15 protein-coding genes and 1 tRNA gene are annotated in these 17,121 nt (G+C 71.3%); 8 read left to right on the top strand and 8 right to left on the bottom strand.

Going from position 1 to position 17,121, the window contains the following annotated elements; genetic code table 11:
- The coding region (locus AB4039_RS09605; RefSeq protein ID WP_442270503.1) for an aminopeptidase P N-terminal domain-containing protein at positions 1-1,175 on the bottom strand (1,175 nt) is incomplete at its 3' end.
- Between the two features lie 168 nt (positions 1,176-1,343).
- A complete protein-coding gene (locus tag AB4039_RS09600) occupies positions 1,344-2,918 on the bottom strand; it encodes a PP2C family protein-serine/threonine phosphatase (protein WP_442270502.1) in 1,575 nt (524 codons plus the stop codon).
- A 419-nt stretch (positions 2,919-3,337) separates the two neighbouring features.
- Here AB4039_RS09600 and AB4039_RS09595 point away from each other — a divergent pair, with 419 nt between their 5' ends.
- Complete coding sequence (locus tag AB4039_RS09595; RefSeq protein WP_266840431.1) at positions 3,338-4,057, top strand: bifunctional DNA primase/polymerase; 720 nt, start codon at positions 3,338-3,340, stop codon at positions 4,055-4,057.
- Positions 4,058-4,148: 91 nt separating this feature from the next.
- Complete coding sequence (locus AB4039_RS09590) at positions 4,149-4,712, top strand: hypothetical protein (protein ID WP_442270501.1); 564 nt, start codon at positions 4,149-4,151, stop codon at positions 4,710-4,712.
- A 182-nt stretch (positions 4,713-4,894) separates the two neighbouring features.
- On the opposite strand, the gene AB4039_RS09585 is transcribed toward AB4039_RS09590, so the two are convergent.
- From AB4039_RS09585 to AB4039_RS09575, 3 genes are all read right to left on the bottom strand, one after another.
- Positions 4,895-5,869 (bottom strand): DUF5926 family protein, encoded by a 975-nt coding sequence (locus AB4039_RS09585; protein ID WP_266840435.1) that lies wholly within the window; start codon positions 5,867-5,869, stop codon positions 4,895-4,897.
- Between the two features lie 170 nt (positions 5,870-6,039).
- Complete coding sequence (locus AB4039_RS09580) at positions 6,040-6,639, bottom strand: ATP-binding protein (RefSeq protein WP_266840436.1); 600 nt, start codon at positions 6,637-6,639, stop codon at positions 6,040-6,042.
- A gap of 85 nt (positions 6,640-6,724) precedes the next feature.
- Positions 6,725-7,513 (bottom strand): glycerophosphodiester phosphodiesterase, encoded by a 789-nt coding sequence (locus AB4039_RS09575; protein ID WP_266841770.1) that lies wholly within the window; start codon positions 7,511-7,513, stop codon positions 6,725-6,727.
- A 270-nt stretch (positions 7,514-7,783) separates the two neighbouring features.
- On the opposite strand from AB4039_RS09575, the gene AB4039_RS09570 reads away from it, so the two are divergent.
- The 6 genes from AB4039_RS09570 to AB4039_RS09545 all read left to right on the top strand — a co-directional run bounded on the left by AB4039_RS09570 (position 7,784) and on the right by AB4039_RS09545 (position 13,293).
- Positions 7,784-9,271, top strand: a complete 1,488-nt coding sequence (locus AB4039_RS09570) for a S1C family serine protease (RefSeq protein ID WP_442270500.1) — start codon at positions 7,784-7,786, stop codon at positions 9,269-9,271.
- An 82-nt stretch (positions 9,272-9,353) separates the two neighbouring features.
- Entirely contained in the window at positions 9,354-10,259 is a 906-nt protein-coding gene (locus AB4039_RS09565) for a LysR family transcriptional regulator (RefSeq protein WP_266840439.1), read from the top strand.
- Between the two features lie 99 nt (positions 10,260-10,358).
- Positions 10,359-10,916, top strand: a complete 558-nt coding sequence (locus tag AB4039_RS09560; RefSeq protein WP_266840441.1) for a cysteine dioxygenase — start codon at positions 10,359-10,361, stop codon at positions 10,914-10,916.
- Positions 10,916-11,974, top strand: coding sequence for a putative sulfate exporter family transporter (locus tag AB4039_RS09555; protein ID WP_266840443.1), 1,059 nt, complete (start codon positions 10,916-10,918; stop codon positions 11,972-11,974). The genes AB4039_RS09560 and AB4039_RS09555 overlap by 1 nt, the downstream gene beginning before the upstream one ends.
- A gap of 212 nt (positions 11,975-12,186) precedes the next feature.
- Positions 12,187-13,131: a trypsin-like serine peptidase gene (locus AB4039_RS09550; protein WP_442270499.1), complete on the top strand. Its 945-nt coding sequence runs from the start codon at positions 12,187-12,189 to the stop codon at positions 13,129-13,131.
- Between the two features lie 72 nt (positions 13,132-13,203).
- Positions 13,204-13,293 (top strand) — tRNA-Ser (locus AB4039_RS09545).
- A 132-nt stretch (positions 13,294-13,425) separates the two neighbouring features.
- On the opposite strand, the gene AB4039_RS09540 is transcribed toward AB4039_RS09545, so the two are convergent.
- From AB4039_RS09540 to AB4039_RS09530, 3 genes are all read right to left on the bottom strand, one after another.
- Positions 13,426-14,829: a site-specific integrase gene (locus AB4039_RS09540; RefSeq protein ID WP_442270498.1), complete on the bottom strand. Its 1,404-nt coding sequence runs from the start codon at positions 14,827-14,829 to the stop codon at positions 13,426-13,428.
- A gap of 68 nt (positions 14,830-14,897) precedes the next feature.
- Positions 14,898-15,086, bottom strand: coding sequence for a helix-turn-helix transcriptional regulator (locus AB4039_RS09535; protein ID WP_442270497.1), 189 nt, complete (start codon positions 15,084-15,086; stop codon positions 14,898-14,900).
- 308 nt (positions 15,087-15,394) lie between these two features.
- Positions 15,395-16,936, bottom strand: coding sequence for a YfjI family protein (locus AB4039_RS09530; protein WP_442270496.1), 1,542 nt, complete (start codon positions 16,934-16,936; stop codon positions 15,395-15,397).
- Between the last annotated feature and the right edge of the window lie 185 nt (positions 16,937-17,121).

Genomic DNA, 17,121 nt, shown 5'->3' with positions numbered 1-17,121 from the left:
CGGCGCTGCAGGCCCAGCTCCAGGACGCGCTCGACGGGGCCCTCGACCAGGCCCCACTCGACGAGCTTCTCGGCGAGCACGCGCTGGGAGGCGTCGTGGAAGTCGCGGAACTTCGCGCCCGGCTTCACGGCGGCGATGCCGGCTTCCTGGGACTCGTAGACCGCGTCGTAGATCTTGCGCTGGATGTCGGTGTACGTGCCGTTGACGGGCAGCGTGCGCGTGACGTCGGCGGTGTAGAGGGAGTGGGTCTCCACACCGGCGTCGAGCAGCAGCAGGTCGCCCGAGCGGACGTCGCCGTCGTTGCGGACCCAGTGCAGGGTGCAGGCGTGCGGGCCGGCGGCGCAGATGGAGCCGTAGCCGACGTCGTTGCCCTCGACGCGGGCGCGCAAGAAGAAGGTGCCCTCGATGTAGCGCTCCGAGGTGGCCTCGGCCTTGTCGAGGACCTTCACGACGTCCTCGAAGCCGCGGACGGTGGAGTCGACGGCCTTCTGGAGCTCGCCGATCTCGAACTCGTCCTTCACGGCGCGGGTCTCGGAGAGGTAGATGCGCAGTTCCTCGTCGCGCTCGGCGGTGACCTTGTCGGTCAGCGCCTTGTCGACCACGGCGTCGTGGCCGCGCAGGTTGCGCACCGGACCCTCGGCCTCGGCGAGGGCGTCGGCCAGCTCGCGCACGTCCTTGGCGGGGATCCCGAGCAGCTGCTCGGCCTCGGCCAGGGAGTGCCGGCGGCCGACCCACAGCTCGCCCTGGCCGGACAGCCAGAACTCGCCGTTCTCCCGGTCGGAGCGGGGCAGCAGGTAGATGGTGGCGGTGTGGCCGGCCGGGCCCGTGGGCTCCAGGACCAGCACGCCGTTCTCGGTCTGGTCACCGGTGAGGTAGGCGTACTCGGTCGACGCGCGGAAGGGGTACTCCGTGTCGTTCGAGCGGGTCTTCAGCCGGCCGGCCGGGATGACCAGGCGGTCGCCGGGGAAGCGTGCGGACAGTGCGGCGCGGCGGTCGGCGGTGTGTCCTGCCTGGGCGATGGGCTCCAGACCGCGCAGTTCGGTGTCGGCCCAGCCGGTGCGCATGTTCTCCGCGAGTTCCTCGCTGACGCCCGGGTACAGCCCGTTCTTGCGCTGCTTGTGCTTCTTCTGGGGCTGCTCTTCTGCCGGGGTCTCCGGGGTGAGCTCGTCCGCCACGTCTTCTCCTCAGCCGCTACGACATGCAGGGTCCGGGTACGGACCCCGTTCATCGTATGTGGGGGGAGGCGGCGCCCGGCGATGGCTGTGACATATCAGTCATACCGGGCGACGAGCCTCCGCCGGGCAGGTGCCGGGGCCGACGGCGGCGATTGCGTGCGCCCCGCGTCAGTCGAACCGGGCCGCGAGCAGCACGATGTCCTCGGCCGGGTCGGCCGCCACGGCGTCCGGATCCTCCCCGGGCAGCACGGTGCGCAGGATGTGGTCGCAGAGGGCCGCCGGGTCGTCCCGGGCGCTACGGGGGACCCCCGCGGCCGCCGCGTGCAGCCGGGCGTACGCCCGGTCCATGGGGTCGCCGGTGCGCCGCAGGAGGCCGTCCGTGTAGAGCAGCACCGTTTCTCCGGGTGCGGGTTCGATCTCCACGCTCGGTGCCTCCCAGCACGCCAGCATCCCCAGCGGCGCGGAGAGGGAGGTCTCCACGTACTCGGTGCGCCGCTCGCCGATCAGCAGGGGCGGGGTGTGCCCGGCCCCGGCGAGGATGATCTTCCGCGCGGCCGGCTCGCAGTACGCGAAGAGCGCGGTGGCCGAGCGCGCGGGCTCGGTCAGGCGCAGCAGCAGCTCCAGGTCGGACAGGACCGCGACGGGGTCCTCGCCCTCCATGACGGCGTACGCGCGCAGCGAGGCCCGCAGCCGGCCCATCGCGGCGACGGCACTCGGCCCGGAGCCGGTGACGGAGCCGACGGCCAGCCCCATGGCGCCTTCGGGCAGCGGGAGCGCGTCGTACCAGTCGCCACCGCCCCGCGGCCCGGTGTGGTGCCGGGCGGCGAGCTGGACGCCGGGGATCCGGGGCAGCCGGCTGGGCAGCAGCTCCTCGGAGACGGTGGCGAGCCGGGCGCGGGAGCGCTCCACCTCCAGCATCCGGGCCAGGTGCTCGGCGGCGTGCCGGACGTAGAGCCCGACGAGGTCGCGCTGGCGGTCGTCCGGCTCGGCCTGTTCGTCGTAGAGCCAGACGGCGGCGCCGAGCCGGCCGGTGGCGTCCGCCGTCAGCGGCAGCGCGTAGCTGGCGGCGTAGCCGAGCCGGGCCGCGACCTCGCGGTGGCGGGGGTCGAGGGTGGGTTCGGGGCCGCCGGTCGCGGGGGACGGCACAGGGGCGCCGGGTTCGGGGAGCACCTCGGAGCCGCCGTGGGCGTCGGGGAGTCCGTCGAGGATGCGGCCGTAGGAGGTGGCGCTGCGCGGCACGGTCTCGATGTGTCCGAGGTCCGCGCGGCCCAGGCCGAGGCCGATCGTGGTGCTGGGGCCGAGGCCGTCGGAGGGTTCCAGGACGACGAGTCCTCGGCGGGCGCCGACGAGTGCGGCGCCGGCGCGCAGGAACTCCTGGAGGGAGGAGGCGAGGTCGCTGGCGCGGGCGAGGCGCTCGGTGAGCTCGTGGAGGGTGGTGAGGTCGGAGACCATGCCCGCCAGCCGGTCCTGGATGACGCTGCTCGCGGCAGGCGGTACGGCCTGGGCGGGGGCGGTTCGAGGCGGGGTGGAGGGTGACGTGGGAACGGGCGTGGGCGCCGGAGTGTGCGCTGACGCTGTAACTGCTGGATCGATTCCAGCCACTTTCGGCAGATGCGGGGCGCTCATGGCGTCCGCCTTTCCACCTGGTGCGATTCGCCATATAGCATCGCAAACCCCCAGATCGTGCTGCGCCGCCATCGATGGATCCACATCTACACGCACACGAGGAGCGATGTCCAGCATTGCCCAGGCGGGAATCCTGGTGTCCGTGGGACGGCAACTCACGGTCGAGCCAGGGCTAAAACTTGGCCGGAAAACGCGGGAAGCGGACGGTTTTTGCGATCGACTGGACGGGCGTCACGGGCACTCCGGGTACGTAATCGGCAGTGGCCGGGGCCAGTTGGCGTCTCCCGGCACCGCCGGGAACCGCCCGGCGCGGGCCGCCGTCCTTAGCGGCGGCAGCCGGTCTCGGTACCGGTGCGGGCCGTCCGGGGCGTTGGTACCGGACCCCGCCGGACGTTTGACGGACCCGATAAGAAAACTGCACGAACCGTGTGAACCTGCTTCCGGCGGACAGTGGCGCGAAACGTGTACGTGTGGTGAGACACCGATTACATGGTGTGATGTGGCCCTCGGCGTTCAACGGAAAGGAACGAGCGCTCATGCGCGAGATCCTCGGAAGGCGTCTCCAGCGGCTCCGCGATCGCTTCAAATTCCCGCGCGCCGCCTCCCGCTCCACCGCGGCAGCCGCGGACGCGGCGGTTCCGTCCCTCCTCGACGGCGCCCTGACCTGCGCCACCCTCTGGCAGTGGCCCGTACTGCCCGGCATCGGACGGGCCGGTGCGGACAGCACCCGCTGCGCCTGCCCCGACCCCGACTGCGTGGTGCCCGGAGCCCATCCCTTCGATCCCGGGCTGCTGGCGGCGACGGCCGACGCCCGGATGGTGGCGTGGTGGTGGGCCCGGAGGCCCGCCGCCCCGGTGCTGCTGGCCACCGGCGGGACCGCACCGTGCGCGGTGAGCCTGCCGGCCGGGGCGGCCGCGCGTGCCGTCGTACGGCTGGACGCGATGGGCATGCGGCTCGGCCCGATCGTCGCCACGCCCACCCGCTGGTCCCTGCTGGTGGCGCCGTACTCGCTGGAGCGGCTCGGCGAACTCCTCTACGCCAAGGACCACGTCCCGTCCTCGTTGCGCTTCCACGGCGAGGGCGGGTACCTGCTGCTGCCGCCCTCGGCGGCCTCCGGCGGCGGGCAGGTCCGCTGGGAGCGGGAGCCCGCGGCGGGTCGCGACGGCCTGTGGCTGCCGGAGGTCGAGGCGGTCGTGGACGCGCTCGTCGAGGCGAGCAGCGGGGCTCCCGGCGGGGGCAGCCGGCTCGCGTACTGAGTCACTCGTACGGGTGTCGGCGGGACGTGTTTCCAAGGGAATTGGGCGCGGGGATCTCCGGGCCCCATTCCCGCGTCGCTATCTTCGGCGAATGAATCTCCGTCTGATCGCCATCGGTGCCGGCGTGCTGACCATCCTGTCGCTCCCCCTGGCCGGAGCGATCGCCGGGCCGGATTTCGCCGGTCAGGGTGACGGGAAGGGCGGAGGGCTGCTCTCCTCGCTCGGATTGTCGGGCCCTTCCCGTACGCCGGACACGGCGGCGCGCGCCGCGGACCGCGCCGCGAGCCCCGGGCCGGCCGAACAGCCCCGCACGGACTCCCACTGCGGACCCGAGCTCACCGCTCCGCAGGGTCTGGAGGCGCAGACCTGCGTGCTGGAGGGTGACGGGCAGACCTGGGGCCGCAGTTACTACCGGAACACGAGCGGCCGGGCCCTGGACGCCGTACTGACCGTCATGGGACCGGCCGGCCGCACCGTGCAGATCCGCTGTGCTGTCGGTCCGGGAGACGAGCCGGGGCTGTGCGAGACGCCCCGGGGTGAATCGGTGGGTGCGCCTGACGGCTACTCGGCCGTTGCGGAGTTTGCAGTTCCGGATGATGAAGGGCGACTGCTGCTGCGGTCCGGGAGCAACTCACCGGCACCGCGCGAGGGTTGAGCGCCACCTGAAAAGGAAGCGCCCGGTCGCTGGCGACGGGGGATGCACCAGCGACCGGGCTACAAGAACGGTAACAAGAGATCGCCTGTTCGCAAATTCGATCTCTGATATTCAGACATCGATTTGCAGGCGATTAGCGGGAGTTGTGACTCCGGTCACCGGCCTCGCGGGCTGTGTGGACGTCAGCTGAGCGTCACCTGACGGTTGGTGAGGCCGCCGCGCGCCCGGCGCTCCTCCGTGGTCAGCGGGGCGTCCGTGGCGAGGGCCCCGGCCAGCCGCTCGGCGAACTCCGCGGCGGGCTTCTCCACGTCCTCGGCGGTGACCCCGGTGGGCAGGTCCCAGACCGGGACCATCAGACCGTGCGCGCGGAAGGAGCCGACGAGCTTCGTGCCCTCGCCGAGCGAGGAGGTACCGGCGGCGTGCAGCCGCGCGAGGGCGTCGAGCAGCTTCTCCTCGGGGTGCGGCATGACCCAGCGCAGGTGGTTCTTGTCCGGGGTCTCGCACCAGTAGGCCGCGTCCACGGAGGCCAGCTTGACGGTGGGGATGGCGGCGGCGTTGGCCCGCTCCAGCGAGGCGGCGATCTCCGGGGAGGCGGTCTGGGCGTTCTCCGACTCCGGAATCCAGAATTCGAAGCCGCTGTGCACAACCGGCTCGAAAACGCCGTCGAGGTCCAGGAGATCCTGAAGTCGGCTGCCCTCGGCGGGAACCCGCCGGGCCGGCACCGGGGTGCCCGGCTCCGCGACGAGCGCGCGCTCCAGGGTGTCGGCCATGTCGCGGGCCAGGTCCCCGGAGGACGAGTCGTTCTGCAGGCCGATCAGGACGGAGCCGTCCTCGCGGCGCAGGGCCGGCCAGGCCATGGGCAGTACGGTCACCAGCGTGACGGAGGGGACGCCCTCGGGCAGACCGCCCTTGAGGGTCAGGGGGATGGTGGCCGCGGGGACCAGCTCGCGCAGCGCCACCCAGTCGCACTCGCCCGGCAGTCCCTCGAAGGGGCGCCGCACGTGCTCGGTCACCGCGTGCGAGGCGGCTGCGCCGTGGCAGGCCTTGTAGCGGCGCCCGGATCCGCAGGGGCAGGGCTCGCGGGCGCCCACCACCGGGATTTCCCCGTTCTGGATCTGCGGCTTCGCGGTCTTCGCGGCGGGGCGCTTCTTGGCCATCGTGGGTGTCTCCCGGTTGCGGCGGTACGGCGGTGTCTCTGGCGCGAGCCTAGCCGTTCGTACCGCCGTAACCGGTGGGGTGCGGCCGGGAGCGCGGTCGGCGTGCGCTCCCGGACGGCCTCCGTACGGATGACCCGTGCCGCGGTCGGGTTCCGGTCCGGGGGTCCGCTTCAGGTATCCAGGTCGTCGAAGGCCGATGCGAAGTCGATCGCCGGGGCGGTGACGCGCGTAGCGAAATCGTCGTGCCGGGGCCCGTGGGCCACGATCACCCACACGGTGACCTCACCCGCCGCTCCGTCCCGGACGCCCCAGTCCTGGGCCAGGGCGCTGATGATGTTCAGCCCCCGGCCGCCGCGGGCGGTGACCGAAGGCGTGGCAGGGACGGGGCGCGTGGGACCGCCGCCGTCCGTGACCTCGACCGTCAGCCGCCCCGCCTTGTCGACGCGCCAGGCGGCGCGTATCTCCCCCTCGCCGACCTCCCGCGCGCCCAGCGGCCGGCCGTGCCGGCAGGCGTTGCTGAGCAGTTCGGAAAGGATCAGTACGGCATCGTCCACGATCGATTCGGACAGGCCGCTGATGCGCAGCTGTTCGCGCATGCGGTGCCTCGCCTCGCCCACGCCCGCCGGCCCATGGCGAATGTCCATGCACGACGTGGGCACTTCCTGTGCCATCACCAACGTCACCCCCGGAACCTCCTTAGCCCCACGCCATGGTCTGGATGCCCCAATGGCCTGGACCGGAAACCGCCCTGACGAGGGCCTCTGACGCATTCATGACCAGTGAACGCGGAGCGGATGCGCCGGGGCACACCCTGTCACGTGGGGGGTGCGTGTGACGGGTGCGCAAAACGGGACGTCAGCGTCCCAGCTGTGACAGAACCTGGCGTGGCCTGTTCGTGATGATCGCCTCTACACCCAGATCAGCGCATAGCTGAACATCTTCCGGTTCGTTCACGGTCCAGACGTGGACGGAGTGCCCGGAGGCCTGGAGCTTGCGGATGTAGCCCGGATGGTTGCGCGCGATCCGCATGCCGGGCCCGGCGATCCGCACGCCGGCCGGCAGCCGCCCGTCGCGCATCCGGGGCGAGATGAACTGCATCAGGTAGACGGTCGGGATGGTGGGGGCGGCCGCCCGCACCCGGTGCAGGGACCGGGCGGAGAAGCTCATGACCCGGACGGGGTGGGGCCCCTCGGCGGGCGGGGCGTCGAGTCCGAAGCGCTTGAGGAGGAAGAGCAGGCGTTCTTCCACCTGTCCGGCCCAGCGGGTCGGGTGCTTCGTCTCGATCGCCAGCTGGACGGGGCGGCCGGCGTCGGACACCAGCTCCAGCAGCCGCTCCAGGGTGAGCACGGAGGTGCGCTCGGGGTCGGCGTCCCAGTCGGGGGACTCCTCGCGGTCCTTCCAGGAGCCGAAGTCGAGGGCGGCGAGTTCGGCCAGCTCCAGGGCGGAGACGGCGCCGCGGCCGTTCGAGGTGCGGTTCACCCGGCGGTCGTGGACCAGGACCAGGTGGCCGTCGGCGGTCAGCCGGACGTCGCATTCGAGGCCGTCGGCGCCGTCCTCGATGGCCTTGCGGTAGGCGGCCAGGGTGTGCTCGGGGGCGTCCTCCGAGGCGCCGCGGTGGGCGACGACCTGGATGGGGCGCGGCATTGCGTGGGTCACCTGGTCATGGTGCCATCGAGGGGCCGTCGTGCGTCGGGGTGAGTCCCGAGGATGCGCCCGATATGTCGGAGATAAAGGATGGGGAGAGACGCACAGGTCCGGCTTACAGTGCTCTGACGGGGCATGGGAAAGGCTTTGCCCTGGAACTTGTGCGGCACGTCGAACGTTCAGTCGGACCGATGCCGGGCCGGCGAAGGGCCCGGAATCGCCTGATTTCCAGTAGCCGTGTAGGCCGTGTGTGACTGAGGAGAGAGCGCTGTGAGCACCGAGAACGAGGGCACCGCGGCCCCGACACCCCCCGCGGCCCCGTCCGCACCCCCCGTGCCCGTGGCCGCCTCCACCCCCGACCCGGCGGCGTCCTCCGCGCAGCCCGTGCCAGGGGCCGAGCAGACCCAGCAGCTGCCGCCCACCCCGGCCGCCCCGGCGTACGCCCAGCCGCAGGACCAGCCCCCGGCCTACGGGCACACCCAGCCGCAGCCCCAGCCCGAGCCCCCGGCCGGCGCCCCGACGGCGTACGGCGCCGAGGGCTGGCCCCCGCCGCCGCCCGCGGTGCCCGCGTACGGCGGCCAGGGCGGCCACGGAGGCGGCTGGGGCACCCCGCTCCACACCGACGGCGCTCCGCAGCCCAAGCCGAAGGGCAGGGGCGGCCTGGTCGCCGCAGTCCTGGCGGCGGCCCTCCTCGCGGGCGGCATCGGCGGTGGCGTCGGCTACTGGGCGGCCCAGCGCGGCGACGAACCCTCGGGCTCGACCACCATCACCGCCAGCACCCCCAAGGACATCAAGCGCGAGCCCGGCTCCGTCGCCGGCCTCGCCGCGTCCGCGCTGCCCAGCGTCGTCACCATCGAGGCCTCGGCCGGGGACGGCGAGGGCGGCACCGGCACCGGCTTCGTCTACGACGAGCAGGGCCACATCCTCACCAACAACCACGTGGTGGCCTCCGCCGCCAACGGTGGCAAGCTCTCGGCGACCTTCTCCAACGGCAAGAAGTACGACGCCGAGGTGATCGGCCGCGCCCAGGGCTACGACGTCGCCGTGCTCAAGCTGAAGAACCCGCCCGCGGGCCTCAAGCCGCTGGCCCTCGGTGACTCCGACAAGGTCGCGGTCGGCGACTCGACCATCGCGATCGGCGCCCCGTTCGGCCTGTCCAACACGGTCACCACCGGCATCGTCAGCGCGAAGAACCGTCCGGTGGCCTCCGGCGACGGCTCGGGCGGCAAGAACTCGTACATGAGCGCCCTCCAGACGGACGCCTCCATCAACCCCGGAAACTCGGGCGGTCCGCTCCTCGACGGCCGCGGCGCGGTCATCGGCATCAACTCCGCGATCCAGTCCGCGGGCAACGGCGGCTTCGGCGGCGGACAGGCCGGCTCGATCGGCCTCGGCTTCGCCATCCCGGTCAACCAGGCCAAGAACGTCGCCGACTCCCTGATCAAGACCGGCAAGCCGGTCTACCCGGTGATCTCGGTCTCCGTCGACCTCCAGGCCAAGACCGACGGCGCCAAGATCTCCGAGCAGGGTGCGGCCGCCAACGAGCTGGTAGACCCCAACGGCCCGGCCGGCAAGGCGGGCCTCAAGCCCGGCGACGTCATCACCGAGTTCGGCGGCCGGCAGGTCGACAGCGGTCCGACGCTGATCAGCCTCATCTGGACGTACAAGCCGGGTGACACCGTGAAGCTGACTTACCTGCGGGACGGCAAGCCCAACACGGTCGACATCACCCTCGGCTCGCGGGTCGGCGACAAGTAGCCGCTCGACACTGGCTTGATGGGAGGGGCCGTGGGCGGGATTCCGTCTACGGCCCCTCCCAATATCTGCTTATGCTTCGCTGGTGTTCGATTCACGGCACATACGGACATTCCATGAAGTGGTCGCCGCGGGTTCGTACTCGGCGGCCGCTCGCGTCCTGGGCTACACCCAGCCCGCGATCACCCAGCAGATGAAGGCGCTCGAACGCGCCGTCGGCACACCGCTGTTCACCCGCGTGGGCCGGAAGATGAGACTCACCGAGGCCGGTGAGTCCCTGGCCCGGCACGCCGAGTCCATCCTCGGCTCCCTCTCGGCCGCCGAGGCCCAGCTGAAGGCGTACACCCGGCTGCGCACCGGGCGGGTCCGGGTCTGCGGATTCCCCAGTGCCAACGTCACCCTCGTTCCCGAGGCCCTCAGCGGGCTGGCGAAGGATCACCCGGGCGTCCAGGTCGAGCTGCTGGAGGGCGAGCCCCCGGAGTCCCTGCGCCGCCTCCAGCGCGGCGAGTGCGACATCACCCTCGCCTTCACCTACCCCGGGCTGCACGAGGAGATCCCGGAGGAGGTGGCCGAGGTCAGGCTCCTGGAGGACCAGCTGACCGTGCTGCTCCCGACCGGCCACCCGCTCGCCCGGCGCCGCGCCGTGCACCTGGCCGACCTCGCCGAGGAACGCTGGATCGCGGGCTGCCCCCGATGTCGCGCCAACCTGCTGCACGAATGCGCCGAGCTGGGCTTCGTCCCGGACATCAGGTTCGCCACCGACGACAACCTAGTGGTCCAGAGCCTCGTCGCGCAGGGGCTGGGGGTCGCGATGATGCCCGCGCTGGTGCTGCCGTCGCTCTCCCTCAGCCGTGTCTGCGGGCGGGTGCTGGAGCCCGCGGCCCGCCGCCACATCGCCGCCTACGTCTACCGCGACCACCTGCGGATCCCGGCGACCGCCGTGGTGCTGGACGAGCTCAAGCGCGTCGCCGCGAACCGGATCGGCTGCTGAGCCTCCGGCTCCACCCAGCCTCGATCCATAAGCTCAGCTTGGGATTTCAGGGAAGAACTGTCGTTGGACGTGATGGATGCGGCGACGGACGCTGCTTCCATGACCACCACCACGCCGGCCCGTACGACCGCGAGGATGGCCGCCCTCGTCAGTGAGATCCGCAAGGTCGTGGACCGGGGGCTGGCCCCCGACCTGACCGCCTACCTCGTCGGCGAGCGCCTCGCCCCGCACCTGGGCGAGCCCGAGCTGCTCACTCCCGAACAGCGCGAGGGGCACCCCGACCGCTACCGGCAGCACATCCTGCACACCGAGCCCGACGGGAGCTTCTCCGTGGTGGCCCTCGTGTGGCTGCCCGGCCAGGAGACCTCCATCCACGACCACGTCTCCTGGTGCGTGGCCGGGGTGCACGAGGGCGCCGAGAGCGAGGTCCGCTACCGACTGGCCCCCGCCACGGCGCCCGCGGGCGCCGCGCGGCTCGTGGCGACCGAGGAGGTGGTCAACGGCCAGGGGGACGTCTGCGGGTTCGCCCCGCCCGGTGACATCCACAAGGTGCGCAACTCCTGTCGTACGACGGCGATATCCCTGCACGTCTACGGAGCCGACGTGGGCCGTCTGGGCAGCAGCGTCCGCCGCGTCTACCCGGAACCGACCGGCTGATGGCCCTCCTGAACCGCACCGTCCATCGACCGGTGCGGCCGCGACTGCCCCGTGTTTCACGTGAAACATCCACCTCCTGGCCCGGATTGGGCCTCGCCGCCGCCGGCACCCTGGTGGCGTGGTGGGTACACGAGGTGGCCCCGGCGGTACCGATGCTGACCGCTTCGGTGGTGCTCGGCATCGCAGCGGCCCACCTTCCCGGTCTACGGGGCGTGGTGCGCGGACCGGCCCGCCCGGGTCTGTCGCTGGCCGGCCGGCGCCTGATGCGCATCGGCATCGTCCTGCTGGGCCTCGCCCTGGGGCTGGACCAGGTGGTCCGGCTGGGCTGGGCGACGGTGGCGATGGTGAGCGGAGTGGTCGCTGCCACCTTCTTCGGCACCGTCTGGCTGGGCCGACGCCTCGGACTCCCGGGAGACCAGCCCCTGTTGATCGCCACCGGCTACTCGATCTGCGGCGCCTCGGCCATCGGCGCGGTGAGCGAGGTGTCCGGCAGCGACGAGGAGGACGTGGCCACTTCGGTGGCTCTGGTGACCCTCTGCGGGACGCTCGCCATCGCCGTACTTCCGCTCCTCCAGGGCCCGCTGGGGCTCTCCGACCTCGGCTTCGGGCGATGGGTGGGGGCCAGCGTCCATGACGTCGGACAGGTCGTGGCGACGGCCCAGACCGCCGGGCCCGGGGCGCTGGGCGAGGCGGTGTTGGTCAAGCTGATGCGGGTGGCGCTCCTGGCTCCCCTGGTGGCGGCCGTGGCCTTCTCGATGCGCGCCCGGCGGCGCGGGGTGCGCACCTCCTCGGGGCGCAGGCCCGCTCCGGTGCCCCTGTTCGTGGTGGGGTTCCTGGCGGCGGCCGCGCTGCGCGCCACGGGTGTGCTGCCGGACGTGGCCCTGGAGTGGGCGCACACCGCACAGGGACTGCTGCTGGCGGCGGCCCTCTTCGGGCTGGGCAGCGCGGTCGACCTCCCCACCCTGGCCCGGACCGGGGGACGCGCGGCCCTGCTGGGGCTGGGGGCGTGGGTGATGGTGGCCGGGGTCTCGTACGTCGGAGTCCTGCTCACCGTATGACCCCTTGGTCCAGCGGGAGTTGGCCATTTCCTGGCCGGAACCGACCGAACGTCCGGACTGCCCGCTGACATTTCGGGGCGCGCGTGCGACGGTGCCCCGGCACGCGCGCTCACCCGTACACCCGTACACCCGTACAGCCGATCCGCACCGACAGCTCTTCACCCCACCCTGCCCGGGTCACACGGGTCCGGGCACGGCAGAAGGAGTCCTGCGTGAATCGTCATCGCACGGCGGTGTCCGTCCTCCTCGCCGCGGGCGCCCTGTTCGCGGGGGCCCTGACGGCGGCCTCCCCCTCGGCCGCCGCGGAGCCGCCCGCCTCGTTCCGGCCGTCGCAGACGGCCGGCTTCTGGACGGCGGAACGGATGCGGCAGGCCACCCCGCTGGACGTGGCGGCCGACCCCGGCGCCGCCCGTACGACCGGGGCCGCGGCCGGCCCCTCCCTCCGGGTGGCCCCCACGGTGGCCTCCCCCACCTCGTTCCCGCAGGCCGGCGGGGCCTGGACCGGCGGCGGGGCGATCGTGAGGACGTCGGGCCGGGTCTTCTTCACCATGGGCGACCGGACGGCCTCCTGCTCGGGCGACTCGATCACGAGCGCCAACGGCAGCACCGTCATCACGGCCGGCCACTGCGTGAAGTACCAGGGCGCCTGGCACACCAACTGGGTCTTCGTCCCCGCCTACGACAACGGGAACGCGCCCTACGGCCAGTGGCCGGCGACCAAGACCCTCGCGACCGACCAGTGGGCGGCGAGCGAGGACATGAACATGGACGTCGGCCTGGCGGTGGTGGCCCCGTTGAACGGCCGGAAGCTCAGCGAGGTCGTCGGGGCCCAGGGCATCCTCTTCAACGGCGGYTACACCAAGAAGATGTACTCCTTCGGCTTCCCGGCGGCCGCGCCCTACGACGGCACCAGGCTCGTCTACTGCAGCGGCACCACGGGCAAGGACTTCCTGCTCACCAAGGACCACAGCCTGGGCTGCAACATGACGGGCGGCTCCAGCGGCGGCCCCTGGCTCCAGGACTTCGACGAGGCCACCGGCCTGGGCACCCAGGTGTCGGTGAACAGCTTCGGCTACAACTTCCTGCCGAACCGGATGTTCGGCCCCTACTTCGGCAACGAGGCCAAAGCGGCCTACGACAAGGCCCAGAACTCCTGATCCCGACCACCCCCGACGCCCCGGAAACACCCACCCCACCCACCTCCACATCCCGGTACTCTGTACCGGCCAGGTGGGTTGCCCGAGCGGCCTAAGGGAACGGTCTTGAAAACCGTCGTGGCAGCGATGTCACCGTGGGTTCAAATCCCACACCCACCGCCAGGTCAGAGAAGTAGCAGGTCAGAGGGCGYGATCCCACATTGGGGTCACGCCCTCTCTGCTCACCCTGTCTCACCCGGTATCGCCCCTGTCACGCTGTTGACCAGCGCGTGTGGCCAACTTGTGGCCAGGCCGTCAGCCCTCTCCGGGGGTGCCGTCCTCTGCCAGAGCCTGATCAATGAGCTGGTTCGACACCTGCTGTTGGCCGCGCAGGATCTTCGCGTAGAACTTCCAGAGGACGGCCACGCTGTGGCCGGCACGCCGGGCCACTTCCACCGGGTCGACGCCCGCTTTGATCCAGAGCGATACACCGGCGTGCCGCAGTGAGTAAGGGACCTCGGCGAGCGGCGTACCCACATCCGTAGCGGGCAGCGTCTTCTCCCGCGCTTCGTCCCATACGCGGGTGTACTCGTTGGAGCCGACCCGGCCACCTTCCACCGCACGGAAAAGCCGACCATCGGCAGCCGCCCCTTCGCGATCCAGGTGGCTTCGGAGGAGCTGTACGAGCGCCGGCGGCACGGGCACCGACCGGCTGGCCTTGCGGGCTCGCCGCTTGAGCCCCCGTTCGTCGTAGGGTGTCCCGCCGTCCGTCCAGCCCGCCCCAACCTCAGGGCGGCTTCGGCGCAGGACCAGCTCCCCCCAGCCCGCCGACGGCAGCTTGCAGTCGCCCTTGGTGAGGGCTGCCACCTCAGACGGGCGCATCGCGGCGTAGTACATGCACCCGAAGAACGCATGGAGGTGTTGGCCGCGGCTGCCCTGCGCCTGGACGGCGTCCAGCAGCCGACGGGCCAGCTCGGGCCCGGGGACGTACTGGAAGTCCACTTCGTCGTCGGTCTGCGGAGGGTTCCAGTCGACTTTGGGCAGTGGATTCGTGGGCAGGGCGTCGCATTCGACGGCGTACCGGAGTGCGTTGCTCAGGACGGCGCGCTTACGCCTGATCGTGTTGTCCGCGGCGCGCTTGCCGTTGAGACGTCGGGAGATGGCGGCAAGAGCACGGCGCAGGTTCTCAGCCTCCGCCACTTCGGACACGCGGAGGGAGTGGCTGGCCATCCACTCGAGCGCCTGGACTGCGGGCGCCGGCGGCGTCTCGGCCGTCATACGGGGGACGGTGTTCCCCTCAGGGTCCAACGTCATCTGGAAGGCCCACGACCGCAAGGCCAGCCGAAGCACCTTCGGTTCAGGAGCCGACTTGCCGCCCGTGACGAGAGCCATAGTCACGTTCGTCATCGCCTCAGCGATGCCGACTCGGTGCTTGGCCGCAGCGTCCGGCCACTTCATACAGGCGTAGGACCTTGCGTGCTCGAACCAGCTGGGTGACTTGAGCTGGCGAAGTTCGGAAACCGGCAGCCCGGACGACACGTCGAACTGCTCACCCTTGCGAACGGCTTCCATGAGCTGAGCGCGTCGACCGTCGGCGAGGGTCTTGGTCAGGAACGGGGCCTGATGTTCTTCTCCTCCCACGATCCATCGGAGCTGGTAGGGGGCGCTCTTGCTCTGGCGGGTTCGGATGCCCCAGATCCGTACGTCGTAGCTGTACAACTCGACTCCGTTCAAGGAAAGAAAAAGGGCTCCAGCCGGAGTGGCTGGAGCCCTTGATGCCGGACGGGCTACGCGGCCGCGGCCTCGCAGGCAGCCAGCCAGTCATCCAGGTCCGTTCGGCGGACGCGGAGCTGTCCGTTGGGGAGCTTGTAGAGGCGCGGACCCTGGTTGCGGGCGCGCATCCGGTAGAAAGCGGCTCGGCTCATCCCGAGTTCGGTGAGGACTTCGGCGAGCTTGAGCATCTGCGGGCGTGCCATCGGGCTCCTTCAGCTCGGTCCGGGGCGCGAAAACCCCGGAAAGTACTGACAGAACTGACAGAACCTCGCCGTATGGCGTCTGACCTGCGGTTTTGGGTGGTTTCCCTCGCGTGACAAAACCTCAAAAAACTCTGACAGAACCTCGAAAACCTCGGTTCTGTCAGACCGGACGGCTCGCTCGCGGCGAGGTTTTTTGAGTTCTGTCAGAGTTTTCGGAGGTTTTATCAGAGCTCCGAAAGTGCTCGTTTCCGCAGGTCAGAGGCCTAGTCGGGAGGTTCTGTCAGTTCTGTCAGAGGTTTCGGGGGTTTTCAGGCGGCGGGGGTGACGCGGGGGTGGGTTTCGTAGCGGGGGGAGGGCGGCCGGCCGCCGCGTGTTGTGCGGGGCGGCGGGGGCTGCTGGCGGACCCAGCCGTGGTCTTCCAGGAGGTTCAGGGCCGGGTCGAGGTCGCACATGGCGGGGAAATCGCTGCGGGGCATCGCGCGGAAGAGGTCGCGTTTGGTGAACGTGGCGGTGCGGGTCTCGTTCAGGTGGGTCAGGACGGTGTGGGCGGCTTCCTGGGCGGGGTCGGCCTTCATGGCGTTGAAGACATCGAGGGCGTGGGCGGTGAAGTAGTCCCCGAGCCGGGTGGCGGCGGCCATGGTGGCGGCGGTGATCGGCCGGGTCCAGGCGTCCTCGGGGTGGGCGGCGAGGTGGAGGAGCCCGGCGATGCGGGCGACGGCGCCGTCGCGCTTGCTGGCCCAGTTCACGATCGGTGCGAGGCTCCCGTCTTTGCGGAGGCGGGATTCGGTGACGCGCTGGTAGGCGAGGAGGACGGCGTCCGCCTCGGGGGTGAGGGTGAGTGCCGCGGTCTCGGTCCAGCCCGCCAGGGTCAGAGCCAGACGGCCGAGGTTCTGGGCGTATGCGCCGGCAGTTTCGGGGTCGAGGAGTTCGGGGGTGAGGTTGCGATAGCCCACGAGGGATTCGGGCTTGGAGTAGAGGAACCGGGCAAGCAGGCCGCGCCCATCGGCGCCCTTGATCTGACCGATGGAGTCCAGGACGTCCGGCTGGACGGCCAAGCCCATCGTGATGGCGGGGTTCTCGATGTACTGGGCTTCTCGGGCCTGGCGGTTGACGCGGGCCATGTCGCCGGCGTGGCCCTTGAGGAAGATCCCCATGTTCGGGACGCCGGAGTAGCGTCCGGCGATGATCTCGAAGATCTCGCCCTCGGGGGACAGGATCGCGATCCGTCCGTCCTGCTGGGCAAGGAGGCTGGTCAGGCTCTCGGCCGTGACGTCGTCGGCAACGAGCTGCGGTTCGGCCGGGACGACGGCCCGCTCGGCGGCCTCGGAGAGCGAGATGGCCTGGGCGGTGAGGCCTGCCGCTTTCTCGGGATCGGCGTTGGCTGCCAGCTTCTCGGCCCTCTCCGCCGCGGCTTTCGCGATCCGCGCGGAGGCTGCGGCTTCGGCACGCTGGGGCGCCGTGAGCTCGATGAGGGCCTTCTCGGCGGCGAGGAGGGGCTTGGTCATGAGTCCGAACACGGCACTCTTGCGGTTGCCGGGCGGCAGGGCGACGGCGGTGTAGAGGTTGACCGGCTCGCTCCACTGCCCGCGCACGGTCACGGTGAGGCGCCCTCCGGCGGCGGCGCCGATCACGGCGAGTGCGAGGCATCCGGCGAGGTCGACGGGTGTCTGCGTCTCTTCCGCGACTCCGGCCGTCATGGCGGCGAGCCAGTGGGGCAGGGCGTCCACGGGGAAGGCGGGGAGCTGTCCGCGGGGGTTGAGGGGTACGGGCTCGTCCCACGTGGGCCCGGCCAGGGCCTCCGGGGTCAGCTCGTCGAACCCTTCCCACAGCTCAGGGTCGTGCGGACTCATGCGGCTTCCCTTCGCTGGGTGAGGCGGGAACAAGAGGTGCGGTGCTCTTCGTGGTCGGCGATCAGTGCGAGGGCACGGGCCTGCCCGGCCGCGAAGAGATCGCGGCCGCAGGAGCACCAGGAGCGCACGCTCGGGGCGGCCCCGTAGGAGGGCGGGGCCACGATGTGGAGCCAGGCGACGGGCCG

The organism is Streptomyces sp. M-16 (assembly GCF_052114405.1).
GTDB lineage: Bacteria > Actinomycetota > Actinomycetes > Streptomycetales > Streptomycetaceae > Streptomyces.
This window is presented reverse-complemented; position numbering and strand designations above follow the sequence as displayed.

Bases quoted from the DNA above. Each gene is read 5' to 3' on its own strand.
- AB4039_RS09600 (WP_442270502.1), bottom strand. From the start codon at position 2,918: ATGCTGGACATCGCTCCTCGTGTGCGTGTAGATGTGGATCCATCGATG.
- AB4039_RS09595 (WP_266840431.1), top strand. From the start codon at position 3,338: ATGCGCGAGATCCTCGGAAGGCGTCTCCAGCGGCTCCGCGATCGCTTC.
- AB4039_RS09590 (WP_442270501.1), top strand. From the start codon at position 4,149: ATGAATCTCCGTCTGATCGCCATCGGTGCCGGCGTGCTGACCATCCTG.
- AB4039_RS09585 (WP_266840435.1), bottom strand. From the start codon at position 5,869: ATGGCCAAGAAGCGCCCCGCCGCGAAGACCGCGAAGCCGCAGATCCAG.
- AB4039_RS09580 (WP_266840436.1), bottom strand. From the start codon at position 6,639: ATGCGTCAGAGGCCCTCGTCAGGGCGGTTTCCGGTCCAGGCCATTGGG.
- AB4039_RS09575 (WP_266841770.1), bottom strand. From the start codon at position 7,513: ATGCCGCGCCCCATCCAGGTCGTCGCCCACCGCGGCGCCTCGGAGGAC.
- AB4039_RS09560 (WP_266840441.1), top strand. From the start codon at position 10,359: ATGACCACCACCACGCCGGCCCGTACGACCGCGAGGATGGCCGCCCTC.
- AB4039_RS09555 (WP_266840443.1), top strand. From the start codon at position 10,916: ATGGCCCTCCTGAACCGCACCGTCCATCGACCGGTGCGGCCGCGACTG.
- AB4039_RS09535 (WP_442270497.1), bottom strand. From the start codon at position 15,086: ATGGCACGCCCGCAGATGCTCAAGCTCGCCGAAGTCCTCACCGAACTC.
- AB4039_RS09530 (WP_442270496.1), bottom strand. From the start codon at position 16,936: ATGAGTCCGCACGACCCTGAGCTGTGGGAAGGGTTCGACGAGCTGACC.